Annotated in this window: 15 protein-coding genes; 11 read left to right on the forward strand and 4 right to left on the reverse strand. The window is 59.9% G+C overall.

Features of this window, described 5'->3' with window-relative positions:
* Positions 1-79 precede the first annotated feature (79 nt).
* Together AB6803_RS06395 and AB6803_RS06400 are read left to right on the forward strand one after the other, a co-directional pair.
* Positions 80-850 carry a rhomboid family intramembrane serine protease gene (locus AB6803_RS06395; protein WP_371108094.1) on the forward strand — a complete coding sequence of 257 codons (771 nt, stop codon included), beginning with the start codon at positions 80-82 and terminating at the stop codon, positions 848-850.
* A gap of 167 nt (positions 851-1017) precedes the next feature.
* The gene (locus AB6803_RS06400) at positions 1018-1452 is read left to right on the forward strand and encodes a CBS domain-containing protein (RefSeq protein ID WP_371108095.1); all 435 of its coding nucleotides are present in this window, start codon (positions 1018-1020) and stop codon (positions 1450-1452) included.
* A 103-nt stretch (positions 1453-1555) separates the two neighbouring features.
* On the opposite strand, the gene AB6803_RS06405 is transcribed toward AB6803_RS06400, so the two are convergent.
* The 3 genes from AB6803_RS06405 to folE form a co-directional block, all read right to left on the reverse strand.
* Positions 1556-2521 (reverse strand): patatin-like phospholipase family protein, encoded by a 966-nt coding sequence (locus tag AB6803_RS06405; RefSeq protein WP_371108096.1) that lies wholly within the window; start codon positions 2519-2521, stop codon positions 1556-1558.
* Positions 2522-2637: 116 nt separating this feature from the next.
* Entirely contained in the window at positions 2638-3087 is a 450-nt protein-coding gene (hisI, locus tag AB6803_RS06410) for a phosphoribosyl-AMP cyclohydrolase (RefSeq protein WP_371108097.1), read from the reverse strand.
* A gap of 25 nt (positions 3088-3112) precedes the next feature.
* Entirely contained in the window at positions 3113-3736 is a 624-nt protein-coding gene (folE, locus tag AB6803_RS06415) for a GTP cyclohydrolase I FolE (protein WP_371108098.1), read from the reverse strand.
* Between the two features lie 293 nt (positions 3737-4029).
* On the opposite strand from folE, the gene AB6803_RS06420 reads away from it, so the two are divergent.
* The 5 genes from AB6803_RS06420 (at position 4030) to AB6803_RS06440 (ending at position 8527) form a co-directional block, all read left to right on the forward strand.
* Positions 4030-4488 carry an iron-sulfur cluster assembly scaffold protein gene (locus AB6803_RS06420; protein WP_371108342.1) on the forward strand — a complete coding sequence of 153 codons (459 nt, stop codon included), beginning with the start codon at positions 4030-4032 and terminating at the stop codon, positions 4486-4488.
* A 12-nt stretch (positions 4489-4500) separates the two neighbouring features.
* Positions 4501-4929: a membrane protein insertion efficiency factor YidD gene (gene yidD, locus AB6803_RS06425; protein ID WP_371108099.1), complete on the forward strand. Its 429-nt coding sequence runs from the start codon at positions 4501-4503 to the stop codon at positions 4927-4929.
* A 7-nt stretch (positions 4930-4936) separates the two neighbouring features.
* Entirely contained in the window at positions 4937-5467 is a 531-nt protein-coding gene (locus AB6803_RS06430; RefSeq protein ID WP_371108100.1) for a DUF1697 domain-containing protein, read from the forward strand.
* A gap of 123 nt (positions 5468-5590) precedes the next feature.
* Complete coding sequence (thrS, locus tag AB6803_RS06435; protein WP_371108101.1) at positions 5591-7579, forward strand: threonine--tRNA ligase; 1989 nt, start codon at positions 5591-5593, stop codon at positions 7577-7579.
* A 108-nt stretch (positions 7580-7687) separates the two neighbouring features.
* Positions 7688-8527: a lysophospholipid acyltransferase family protein gene (locus AB6803_RS06440; RefSeq protein WP_371108102.1), complete on the forward strand. Its 840-nt coding sequence runs from the start codon at positions 7688-7690 to the stop codon at positions 8525-8527.
* 18 nt (positions 8528-8545) lie between these two features.
* Here AB6803_RS06440 and AB6803_RS06445 read toward each other — a convergent pair whose 3' ends face one another.
* Positions 8546-9673: a hypothetical protein gene (locus tag AB6803_RS06445; RefSeq protein ID WP_371108103.1), complete on the reverse strand. Its 1128-nt coding sequence runs from the start codon at positions 9671-9673 to the stop codon at positions 8546-8548.
* A 110-nt stretch (positions 9674-9783) separates the two neighbouring features.
* Here AB6803_RS06445 and AB6803_RS06450 point away from each other — a divergent pair, with 110 nt between their 5' ends.
* The 4 genes from AB6803_RS06450 to AB6803_RS06465 all read left to right on the forward strand — a co-directional run bounded on the left by AB6803_RS06450 (position 9784) and on the right by AB6803_RS06465 (position 12730).
* The gene (locus AB6803_RS06450) at positions 9784-10371 is read left to right on the forward strand and encodes a nitroreductase (RefSeq protein WP_371108104.1); all 588 of its coding nucleotides are present in this window, start codon (positions 9784-9786) and stop codon (positions 10369-10371) included.
* Entirely contained in the window at positions 10371-10976 is a 606-nt protein-coding gene (locus AB6803_RS06455) for a flavin reductase family protein (protein ID WP_371108105.1), read from the forward strand. The genes AB6803_RS06450 and AB6803_RS06455 overlap by 1 nt, the downstream gene beginning before the upstream one ends.
* 104 nt (positions 10977-11080) lie before the next feature.
* The gene (locus AB6803_RS06460) at positions 11081-12235 is read left to right on the forward strand and encodes a DUF2336 domain-containing protein (RefSeq protein WP_371108343.1); all 1155 of its coding nucleotides are present in this window, start codon (positions 11081-11083) and stop codon (positions 12233-12235) included.
* Between the two features lie 93 nt (positions 12236-12328).
* Positions 12329-12730, forward strand: coding sequence for a GNAT family N-acetyltransferase (locus AB6803_RS06465; protein ID WP_371108344.1), 402 nt, complete (start codon positions 12329-12331; stop codon positions 12728-12730).
* Positions 12731-12734: the final 4 nt, after the last annotated feature.

The following is a 12734-nucleotide window of genomic DNA, read 5'->3' on the forward strand; positions in this document are numbered from 1 at the left end:
CCACCTGAGTTGGACGGCTTTTTTTTTGACGATCGCTGCTGTATGTCTCGAGTCCCTTTTCAGGACCTCAGAGCAAGACATGGATGATGCAGAGCCGCCGCGCCAACAGCCAGAGGATCCGCGGCCGCCGCAGCGCGTTCCGGCTTTCAACCTGCCACCCGTTATTATCGCCAGCCTGGCGCTGCTGGCCGTCGTCTTTGCCGTTCAGAACCTGCCCTGGTGGTCGGACGATACGCTGAACTGGCTTTATTTCACCTTCAGTTTCATTCCCGCGCGCTATGCCTTTCCGCTATCGCAGCAAGGGCTGGAATGGCTGTGGACGCCGGTCACCTATTCGCTTCTGCATGGCGGTATCGAGCATATCGTCTTCAACGGACTGTGGCTGATGGTCTTCGCAGCACCCGTTGCGCGCCGGATTGGCGTGGTGCGCTACGTGATCTTCTGGGTTTTTTCGGCAGCCGCCTCGGCATTCCTGCACGCCGCCATCTATTGGGGCGACCAGAGCCTGCTGATCGGCGCATCCGGTGTCGTTTCGGGGCTCATGGGAGCGGCCTGCCGCTTTGCCTTTCCCGCGATGGACGGTCGCCGCGTCGGCATTCGGCAGGCACATCTCAACCCACGGCTGTCGATCCTCGCATCGCTGCGCAGCCGCACCGTCCTTGCCTATATCGTGATGTGGATCGCCGGCAATGCACTGGTCGCCTTCGGCATCACGCTCGTCGGCGACAGTTCGCAACCGGTTGCCTGGGATGCGCATATCGGCGGCTTCCTCTTCGGCTTCCTGCTGTTTTCGCTTTTCGACCGGCAGCCTGGTGTCGACGTCGAAAATCCCGCTGCATCAACGGAATGAAGCTGTTGCTTTCTTGGTCCCACAGGCGCAACATTCGTCTCTATCGGATGCGCGTGGGAGGAGACCAACGCGGCCGATGACGGGAGCAGCGGTCCGAAACCTTGGGGTGGTTTCGGAACAAATCCGAGGCTCGCATGTTCACTGTGCTTTCGAGATGGGAGAATCGAATGTCAGTTTCCGTAAAAGCCATACTTGATACCAAAGGCCGCAATGTCGTTACCACCGGGGGTAATACGACTGTTGCGGAAGCCGCAAGAATGCTCAACGAGAACCGCATCGGCGCGATTGTCGTTGTCGGCATGGCAGGCAAGATTTCCGGCATATTCACCGAGCGCGATGTCGTCAACGCGGTGGCCAAGTACGGCAGCGAATGTCTCGATCAGCCGATCGCCTCGTTGATGACGGCCAAGGTGCATCGCTGCAAGGAAGAGACCACCACCGACGAATTGATGGAAGTGATGACCCAACGCCGCTTCCGCCATGTCCCCGTCGAAGACAAAGGCAAGCTCTCCGGCATCATCTCGATCGGCGACGTCGTCAAATGGCGCATTCGTGAGATCGAACTCGAGGCCGAGCAGATCAAGGCCTATATCGCTGGGTAAGAAGCGGCCGGTTGGTGACGCATATACAAAACCCATCCCGCCCTTGGTCAGCGAGATGGGTTAAAGCTACCTTTTTTCAGAGATTCACGTCTCCATCGATGCTCTACCGTGCGTAGGCTTCCTGCATGCGCCTGATTTCGGTAAGCCGCGCCAATGTCTCCTCGTAGCCGCGCTCGATCGCCTCGCCGGCGCGATGGAATTCCGACAGGCCGATATCGCTGAGGCGCGGATGCAGTGCCAGATCCGGCGGATCGCCGGCAAGACGAGCACGCGAGATCCGATCCTGGATAATGTTGAAGGACTGCACCATCACGCCGGTCATGCCGAGCTTGGTATAGGGTGCCTCATCGCGACGTTGTTGCTCGCTGGTGGGGGGGCCGGCATTGTGCTTGACGACGGCCGAGCGGCCATAGAGATCGTAGTTCAGGTTGACGGCGACCACCAGCGGCTGTTCGTAGGCGCGGCAGACGGAAACGGGTACGGGATTGACCAATGCGCCGTCGACCAGCGTTCGGCTATTGGTGCGAACCGGCTCGAAAATGCCGGGCAGGGCGTAGGACGCCCGCAACGCCGTGATCAGCGAACCATTGGCGATCCAGACCTCGTGGCCGGTGTTCAATTCCGAGGCGACGGCAACGAATGTGCGATCGAGATCCTCGATCGACAGGCCTTCTAGGTGTTCCTGCATGCGCTTGGTGAGCCGCATGCCGCCGAATAGGCCGCTGCCACCGATGGTGAGATCGAGCAGGCTCGCGATGCGGCGCATCGTCAAGGAGCGGGCAAAAGCCTCCAGTTCATCAAGCTTGCCGGCGAGATAGCAGCCGCCGACCAGAGCCCCGATGGAGGTGCCGGCGACCATGCCGACCTCGATGCCCGCTTCGTCCAGCGCGCGCAGCACGCCGATATGGGCCCAGCCGCGAGCAGCACCGCCACCGAGCGCCAGCGCGATCTTCACTTTCTTCGGGGGAGCGGGAGCAATGGGTGGCGCTATGATATCGCGCGATGTCGTTTGATCCGAACCCGCCGCAGTCTGTCCGGCGCCCTGGCGATTCAACCCCCAATTCAGCATGACATATCTTCCTCCGAGGCTTGTACCTGCCCCTTGCTAAAATACTGTCCCTTTTTGGTTTCCAAATCGTATATTTCGCTATCACACGACCGATGCGCGCAAACTGGCAACTTGGCCTATTTTTGATAGATTTCGCTGGGATCGAAATGCAGGTGATCGTCGACCACGTTCAGCACCGGCTTTCCATCCTCCAGCTCGACCGTGCGGTAGAAGCAGGAACGGCGACCAGTATGGCACGTTGCATCGTGACCTGCGACTACAACTTTCAGCCAGATGGCATCCTGGTCGCAATCGGTGCGTATCTCCGTCACCGTTTGCAGGTTTCCGGAGGTTTCGCCCTTCTTCCAGAGCTTCCCGCGCGAACGGCTGAAATAGTGCGCTGTCTTAGTCTTGATCGTCAGCGCCAGCGCCTCGGCATTCATATGCGCGACCATCAACAGTGCGCCGTCATGGGCATCGGTTACGATCGCGGTAATCAGGCCGCGATCGTCGAAACGAGGCGTAAAATCGCCCGCATCCTCAAGCTCGGATTTGTCCGTGGAAGGGGCGTTGAATACCAAATTCATCTCAGGCTCTTTCCCTGGAGCCCTATCAACGGCTCCGGACCATCGTCATGAAGCGGACCTGCTCGGCCGGATCGGCCTTGAAGGCGCCGGTGAAAGTCGTCGTCAACGTCGACGAGCCTTGCTTCTGTACACCGCGCATCGCCATGCACATATGCTCGGCTTCGATCATGACGGCGACGCCGCGCGGGCGCAGGGAGTCGTCGATGGCGTTGGCGATCTGGGCGGTCATGGCCTCCTGCGTCTGCAGGCGGCGGCCGAAGATTTCAACGGTGCGGGCGATCTTCGACAGGCCGAGGACGCGGCCATTCGGCAGATAGGCGACATGCGCCTTGCCGATGATCGGCACCATATGGTGTTCGCAATGCGAGAAAAACGGAATATCGCGCACGAGGACCATGTCGTCGTAGCCGGAAACCTCTTCGAAGGTGCGGCCCAGCACATCCTCGGGGCTCATATCGTAGCCGGCGAAAAGCTCGCGATAGGCCTTGGCAACACGTTCCGGCGTATCAAGCAGGCCCTCGCGCTGCGGATCATCGCCAGCCCAGCGAAGCAGGACGCGAACGGCGTCCTCGGCTTCCTTCTGCGACGGACGATCCAATACACGATCGGATTCAACGACTTGCGGAAAGTTCTTTACAATGGCGTCCATTACCTGTGGTCTCCTGATCCGCATTGCGGACCTTGTTTTGTCGGACTCGCCACTGGTATTTCCCGCAACATGGAGAAATGTGTACCTTTGGCGGGCTCCGGGGCGTTCTGGCTGGCGGACAAGCCTGCCGTCCTGCACGGTTTCCCATCAAACTTACAGAAGACCATTGCAATTTTGTGGTCTTCGAACGACATACATATAGTATGGCATTGTCCCTGTGAAAGTGTCCGAACGAGACACAGTGTGTTTTTTGTTTTGAAACGCAAAACGGGTACATCGGAGCGAAATCGATGATGGACGAGATCTATAACAGCAAGATCCTGGAATTCGCCGGCAATATCGAACGCATTGGCAGCCTTTCAGACGCCGATGCAAGCGCTCAGGCCCATTCCAGACTGTGCGGCTCCCGCGTCAAGATCTGGCTGAAAATGGACGACGGTGTCGTTACCGATTTTGCGCACGACGTCAAGGCCTGTGCGCTTGGCCAGGCATCTTCTTCGGTCATGGCCCGCCATGTCGTCGGCGCCACGTCCGCCGAGCTACGCCAAGCACGCGAAGATATGCTTGCGATGCTCAAGGTTGATGGCGAGGGGCCATCGGGCCGCTTCGAAGACATGCGCTATCTGAAGCCGGTCAAGGATTACAAGGCGCGCCACGCATCGACGATGCTGACATTCGATGCCGTGGTGGATGCGATCGGGCAGATCGAGGCGGCGCGCGGAAATCATGCAACTGCCGCAGCCGTTTTATAAAGGCGGCGAGCCATGTGCTATCTCTGTTCCATTCAGGAAGACGATGATGAGGGAGGCGCCGCAGCAGGCTCCAGCGGCTTGAGGCGCGGCGAGACAGCATCTCGCGACAATGCTAAGCCCCTGCATTCCCGCAACTATTCCGGCCCCTTCCGCAAGACACCCGATCGGCTCTTTGGCATGGGCCTTGTCCGCCTCTATCAACTGACCCTTTCCGGATTCATCGGCAATTCCTGTCGCCATATTCCGACCTGCTCGGAATATGGCTATGAATCCGTCGCCCGTCATGGCCTGTGGGCCGGTGGCTGGATGACGCTGTTTCGGGTGGCACGATGCGGACCTGGCGGCACCAGCGGGCTCGATCCCGTGCCGGAGGCTCTAGAAAACCGCTATCATTGGTGGACACCCTGGCGATATTTCGTCATTGGCCGAAAAGCAGCCTGAGCGGCGCATGAGGACGTATGTCGCACTGCTGTATAGCATCGTTCTCGGCCCAGGCCGTCGCGTGGTCATGAGCGATCTGCGGGCGATGGCTGAGGATCTTGGTTTTACCAACGTCAAAACACTGGTCGCGACAGGCAATCTGGTCTTCGAGGCCGGCGATCAACCGATTGCAGCAATCGAAACTCAACTCGAAGCAGGCTTTGCGAAGACTTTCGGCAAGCGCGTCGACATCATCGCCCGCGATGCTGCCACATGGATGAAGCTTGTCGCCAGCAGTCCGTTCGCAGATGGCGATGGCAGCGAAGTGGCCGTCCGCGTCATGCGCAAACCGCTCGATCCGTCGGTGATCGAAGTATTGGAAAAGCGCAGAAGCGACCCGGAGCGACTGGCCGTGGTCGACGGCGATCTATGGATCGATTTCGGCGGCAAAGCGAGCGAAACGCGCCTGCTGTCCTCCCTCACCACCAAACACCTCGGCGTTGGCACATTGCGCAACTGGAATACGGTACGCGGAGTGGCCCGGATGATCGGCTCGTAGGCCTCTTTTCCTTTACTAAACGGCGAAATATCGCTATCAGGCGACCGCGTTCAACAACATTGATTGACCGCATCTGTTGAAACCACCCGCATTCGTTGGCGGGACTGGACAAGGAGAATTTCGATGTCCCAATCCGTTTCCCTGATATTTCCCGATGGTTCCGTGCGCAGCTACGATGCTGGCGCAACCGGCCGGGATGTCGCTGAATCCATTTCCAAGTCGCTTGCCAAGAAGGCCGTCGCCATTGCGATCGACGGCACCGTGCGCGACCTTTCCGAGCCGGTGACCGACGGCAAGATCGAGATCATTGCCCGTAACGACGACCGCGCGCTGGAGCTCATCCGGCATGACGCGGCGCATGTCATGGCGGAAGCCGTGCAGGAGCTTTGGCCCGGCACGCAGGTAACCATTGGCCCGGTGATCGAAAACGGCTTCTATTACGACTTCGCCAAGAACGAGCCCTTCACGCCCGATGACCTGCCGGTCATCGAGAAGAAGATGCGCGAGATCATCCAGCGTAATAAGCCCTTCACCAGGCAGATCTGGTCCCGCGAAAAGGCGAAGCAGGTCTTTGCCGACAAGGGCGAGCGCTACAAGGTCGAGCTTGTCGACGCCATTCCCGAAGGTCAGGACCTGAAGATCTATTATCAAGGCGATTGGTTCGACCTCTGCCGTGGGCCGCATATGGCCTCCACTGGCCAGATCGGCACGGCCTTCAAGCTAATGAAGGTGGCCGGCGCTTATTGGCGCGGCGACAGCAACAATCCGATGCTGACCCGCATCTATGGCACGGCCTTTGCCGAGCAGGCCGATCTCGACAACTATCTGCATATCCTCGCCGAGGCCGAGAAGCGCGACCACCGCCGTCTCGGCCGCGAAATGGACCTGTTCCATTTCCAGGAAGAGGGTCCGGGCGTCGTCTTCTGGCATGGCAAGGGTTGGCGCATCTTCCAGACTTTGGTCTCCTATATGCGCCGCCGTCTGGAAGGCGACTATCAGGAAGTCAACGCGCCGCAGGTGCTCGACAAGTCGCTCTGGGAAACCTCCGGTCACTGGGGCTGGTATCGCGATAACATGTTCAAGGTAACGGTTGCCGGCGATGACACCGACGACGATCGCGTCTTCGCGCTGAAGCCGATGAACTGCCCTGGCCACATCCAGATCTTCAAGCATGGCTTGAAGTCTTACCGCGAACTGCCCATCCGTCTTGCGGAATTCGGCAACGTGCATCGCTACGAGCCTTCGGGCGCGCTGCACGGGCTGATGCGCGTGCGCGGCTTTACACAGGACGACGCGCATATCTTCTGCACGGACGAGCAGATGGCGGCTGAATGCCTGAAGATCAACGACCTGATCCTCTCGGTCTATGAAGACTTCGGTTTCGAGGAAGTCGTCGTCAAGCTTTCGACCCGTCCTGAAAAGCGCGTCGGCGACGATGCGCTCTGGGATCGCGCTGAAGGCGTGATGATGGAGGTCCTTAAAACCATCGAGGAGCAGTCCGGCGGCCGCATCAAGACCGGTATTCTGCCGGGCGAAGGCGCGTTCTACGGACCGAAGTTCGAATATACGCTGAAGGATGCCATCGGCCGTGAATGGCAGTGTGGCACGACGCAGGTCGATTTCAACCTGCCGGAACGCTTCGGCGCCTTCTATATCGACCAGCATTCCGAAAAGACGCAGCCGGTGATGATCCATCGTGCCATCTGCGGCTCGATGGAACGCTTCCTCGGTATCCTGATCGAGAACTTTGCCGGCCATATGCCGCTTTGGGTGTCGCCGCTGCAGGTGGTTGTCGCAACCATTACCTCGGAAGCCGACGGTTACGGCGAAGAGGTAGCGGAGGCGCTACGCGATGCCGGGCTCACCGTCGAGACCGACTTCCGCAACGAGAAGATCAACTACAAGATCCGCGAGCATTCGGTAACGAAGGTTCCGGTGATCATCGTCTGCGGCAAGAAGGAAGCCGAGGAGCGCTCGGTCAATATCCGCCGTCTCGGCAGCCAGGCCCAGACGGCGATGTCGCTGGACGAAGCGATTGCATCGCTCTCGCTCGAAGCCACACCCCCGGATATCCTGCGCAAGCGCGAAGCCAAGCGGGCCAAGCTCGCTTGAGACGACAGATGTCGTCTGACGGCGCCTTCAGTGCGCCGTCAGATAACTGACATAGATCTGTAATATATGCGCCTGGATGCACAAGGAGCGGGGCAGCCCGTCGCGGATTTGGATTTCAAAGAATTATCCTACGCCAATGAGCGGGATACGCGCATCAAGCGCTGGTTCATCCGCTCCATAGAGGGCCTTTCCGGTCGCGATCGCTATACTCGCCTCTACGATATCTGGCGCAGCGATATCGTCGGCAAAAGTGAGCGTGTCTTCGGCAAGATGCTCGATCTCATCGATGTGCGCCTTGTCGCCAAGGGCGAATGGCCGCCGCGTGATGTTCCCGACGCGCCGATCGTCATCGTCGCCAACCATCCCTTCGGCATCGGCGACGGCATTGCCGTGCTGGCGCTTGCAGAACAGCTTGGTCGCCCGTTCAAGGTGCTGATCAACAACGAGCTGCTGAAAGTACCTGAGATGAACGACTATTCGCTGCCGGTTTCCTTCGAGGAAACCAAGGAAGCGATGGCGATCAACATGAAGACGCGCCACGAGGCCGTTCGCCTGCTCAAGGAAGGCACGACGATCATCGTCTTTCCGGCCGGAGGCGTCGCGACGGCCAAGAAGGGTTTTGGCCGCGCCGAGGACCTGCCGTGGAAGATCTTTCCGGCAAAGCTCATCCAGGCGGCGCGCGCCAGCGTCATTCCCATCTATTTCGAAGGCCAAAACGGCCGGCTGTTTCATCTCGCGAGCCGCGTATCGATGACGCTGCGCATTTCGCTGCTGATCCGAGAGTTCCGCCGCCTTTCCGGCAGCACGATCACCGCCCATGTCGGCAAGCTGATGACCTGGGAAGCGATGAGCGAAGGCAGCGACCGCAAGGATCTGCTGTCTAAACTCTACGGCGCGGTGTTTTCCATGGCGCCGCCGAAGCGGGCGCTGCGGAAGAAAGCCGGCTGAGGCAAAGGTGCCTCACCATCAATCCATACTATCGCCGCCATCATCGCCGGCGGAAGGCGCCAATTGCTCGTAAGTCGGCAACGGCCGCTGTTGGCTCGATACACCTGGCTGGCCCGACGGCCCCTGGTTCTGTTGTGCCTGCGGCGACTGCACGGGAATCTGCTGTGCGGGCTGCTGATCGTCGGCGTCCTGCGGCTGCTGTTCCTTCATGAGCACTTCGACATCGGTGTTTCTGCCGGCGACGACAGTGAAGTCGCGCTGGTAGATCTTATCCTTGTTGCGGGCGACGGCGGTATATTGGCCTTCGGCGAGCACCATCACCGGGAAAGCGCTGAGGCTTTCGCCGACGATATCACCGGCAGAGGTGAGGATCGACCAGGCTGTATCGGCGATCGCCTCGCCACCGGCATCCGAGACCAGCTTGAAAGTGATCTTGGCCGCCCTGTGCTGGATCGTCGCCTCTGTCACCTTGCCGGCCTCGACCTGGATATCGGCTCGAATCACGGCATTGACGGCGCCATATTCAGAGACGACGTGATAGATGCCGGCGCTAAGGCCGACCAGCGTGTTTGGCTTGACGTCTGACATGACAAGGCCACGCTCGCCATCTTCCTTGGCGTCGCCAGCATAGATCGAGAAACTCAGCTCGGCCGGCGGAATGCGCACGTCGGAACCGGAGACGGCATTCAGCACCATGCCGCCGGCGTCCAGCACCATGGTCTGCTTCTGCGATGCGCCGCTTTCGGACACGGTCAGTTTTTTGGTGACGCCCGCCCGGCCGAAGGAGACATTGACGAAATAATCACCGGGCAGGAGATGGAAGGAGGCCGAGCCCCCCTTGGAGCTCGCCACCAGTGGCAGCTTGCCGTCAGCGCCCGCAAAGGGGCTGAAGACATACCAGGACAGGCCCTGCTGCTGTGGACCGCTGTCGGGTGCGAGCTTGGCTTCCAGCGAAACGTCGCGCAATGTTCGCGCAGGCGAGTTTTCACCATCCGGGGCCACGAAGGCGTTGAGCTTCGGCATTTTCATGCTGCCGTCGAGCTGCTTGAACTCCTGAAAGGCATCCTGCGCCGAGGCAGCCGTGCTCAGGCTTGCGAGCATGGCGAAAGCCGCGCCCAATCGGTGAGCGGATGAAATACCTGACATGCGTTCCCAACCGATTGACTTCCGATAAAACACAGGCCACTTCAAGACCAATGCGGTGGCAAATTCAAGACCCACTTCCTCCCGCGCATGAAAATGAAAGCAATCATTCCATGAAAACCGATATCAAGCTGGTCGATTATCTGGCGGTTCGCCGATCCATTCCCGCGTTTCAGATGGCAGAGCCAGGCCCGGACAAGGCCGAAATCGAAGAGATTCTGCGGCTAGCCTCCCGCGTACCGGATCATGGCAAGATCGCTCCATGGCGTTTCATCGTCTATCGCGGTGAGGAGCGGGCGAAGATCGGCGAAGAGTTGCTGAAGCTCGCGCTGGAATCCAAGCCGGACCTGTCCGGGGAGATGATCCAGGTCGAGCGCACGCGCTTCACCCGCGCGCCGGTCGTCATCGCGGTTGTCAGCAAGGCGGCGCCGCATTTCAAGATCCCGGAATGGGAACAGCTGATGTCAGCGGGCGCGCTTTGCCTCAACCTGCTGATCTCGGCCAATGCACATGGCTGGGTATCGAACTGGTTGACCGAATGGTTCGCCTATGACGAACGCGCCTATCCGCTCCTCGGCGTCCAGCCGGGCGAAAAGGTTGCCGGCTTCATCCATATCGGCTCCTCCGATTTCCCGCCGATAGAACGGCCGCGCCCGGAACTGACGGAAACAGTGACCTGGGTTGGCGGCGAGGGCGCGTAATGTTCTACACGACGGATACCAACCGGCACGGCCTGTCCCATGACCCCTTCAAGGCGATCGTCACGCCGCGGCCGATCGGCTGGATCGGCAGCAAGGGCAGGGACGGCTCCATCAACCTGTCACCCTACTCCTTCTTTAATGCCGTCAGCGATCGACCGAAGCTGGTGATGTTTTCCTCGACGGGCCGCAAGGACAGCGCTCGCAATGTCGAGGAAACCGGTGTCTTCACCGCCAATCTGGTCAGCCGCAATCTCTTGGAAAAGATGAACCATTCATCGATTTCCGTGCCCTACGGCACCAATGAGTTCGCGCTGGCCGGCCTGACGGCCGAGCCGGGCCGACTGGTGGATGCGCCCTATGTTGGCGAAGCCTTTGCCGTCCTCGAATGCCGGGTGACAGAGATCATGCGGCCGAAGGATCTCGATGGAACGCCGACGGAAAACGTCATGGTTTTCGGCCAGGTCGTCGGCATCCACATTGATGAGGCGATCATTCGCGACGGTCGGCTCGATATGGCGCTTGCCCGCCCCGTCGCGCGGATGGGCTATATGGATTACAGCGAAGGTAGCGACGTCTTCGAATTGGTGCGGCCGAAGACACCGTGACGCCCGTTCGCGCATTAGTGGTTAATAAATAAGGTAAACGCGCCGTAAACCTTTCGCCATTAACGTGTCCCCAGTGAGTTTGCGGGACGGGAATCGTTCCGCCGATATCGGGGCGTTACGTGATCATAGAAGCATTTCTTCGCTGGGCCGAGACCGCCAAGGCAGAGGGCAGGGCAAGGGCGGCCAATGCCCTTGGCCGCGCCTATCTGCAATCGGCAATGCCGCCCGAAGAACGTGCCGCCGCCGAAATGGCGATGATCTATATTCTCGATGATCCGTCGCCGCGCGTGCGCCTGTCGCTGGCCGAAGCCGTGGCACGTGCTGCAAATGCGCCGCGCAACATCATTCTTGCCTTGGCTGAGGATCAGCCGGAAATCGCCGGGCAAGTCATTCTCTTTTCGCCGGTCTTCACCGATGGCGATCTCGTCGACCTTACGCTGCGCGGCAGCGATGTGACGCGTGTTCTGATCGCCTCGCGCGGGCAGGTGCCCCGGCCGGTTTCCGCGGCACTGGCCGAGATCGGTGGCGAAACCGAGATTCTCTGCCTGCTGGAAAACGAAGCAGCCTCATTGTCGCGCGCTTCGCTCAAACGCATTGCCGAGCGGCTTGGCGATCACGCCGAGATTCGCGGCCTGCTTCTTGCCCGGGACGCCCTTCCTTCGGATGTCCGCCATCTGCTCATGCGCCACGTTTGCGATGCCTTGGCAGACTCCAGCCTTATCCAGGCGACGATCGGCGCCGGCCGGCTGCAGCATGTCACCCGCGAAGCCAGCGAGACAGCGACGGTTTCTATTGCGGGCTCGGTTCAGCACGACGATATTCCGGATCTGGCCGAGCATCTGCGGCAGTCCGGCTGGCTGACGCCGGCCTTCCTGATGCATGCACTTTGCTCCGGTAAGGTCGATTTCTTCGCCGGTGTGATCACGAATCTCTCCGGCTGCGACGAGCGGCGGGTCCGTTCGATCCTGTCGACCGGACGCGTCTATGCTGTCCGCGCGCTCTATGAATCTGCTGGCTTGCCGCGCGACATCAGTGTTGTCTTCGTCGAGGCAACCCTGATCTGGCGCGAGGCGTCACGCACTGCTGATGGCACCATGCTGGACAATGTCTCGAGCCGGCTGATGCGCAAATTCCGCCTCGCCGAGCGGTCGCCTGCTGCGGCCACGCAATTGCTGGATATGGTGGAGAAACTTGCCAATGCCGAACGGCGGCAGACGGCGCGAAGCTTTGCAGCGCTGGCGGCTCTCGCGGCAGCGTGATATTGATCGGTCACCAAAGCTTTCAGGATACAATTCTTGCTGACCATTGCCGTTGAATCGCCGCGCCAGGACGGTGTTATCCGTCTCCTCGATATGTCGAGCGCCTATGCTGAATCGCTCTATCCGGCGGAGAGCAACCATCTGCTCGACCTCGACTCGTTGGAAAAACCCGAAGTGACCTTCTGGGTCGCACGGCTGGATGGCGATATCGTCGGCTGCTGCTCTCTGGTCGAGGCGGGTGATGGCACGGCGGAAATCAAGCGCTTGTTCGTCGATCCGATAGCCCGGGGGCGCAAGGTCGCCTTGAAGCTGATGGACGTGCTCGAAGAGAAGGCTGCGGAAAAGAAGCTGACGGCGGTGCGGCTGGAAACCGGCATATACCAACCGGAGGCCATCGCGCTCTATCGCAAGCTGGGCTATGTCGAGATCGAACCTTTCGGCGAGTACAAGCCCGATCCGCTCAGCCTGTTCATGGAAAAGACGCTGTCCCGATAGCGGG

It is taken from the genome of Rhizobium sp. RCC_161_2 (assembly GCF_041355235.1).
Classification (GTDB): domain Bacteria; phylum Pseudomonadota; class Alphaproteobacteria; order Rhizobiales; family Rhizobiaceae; genus Rhizobium.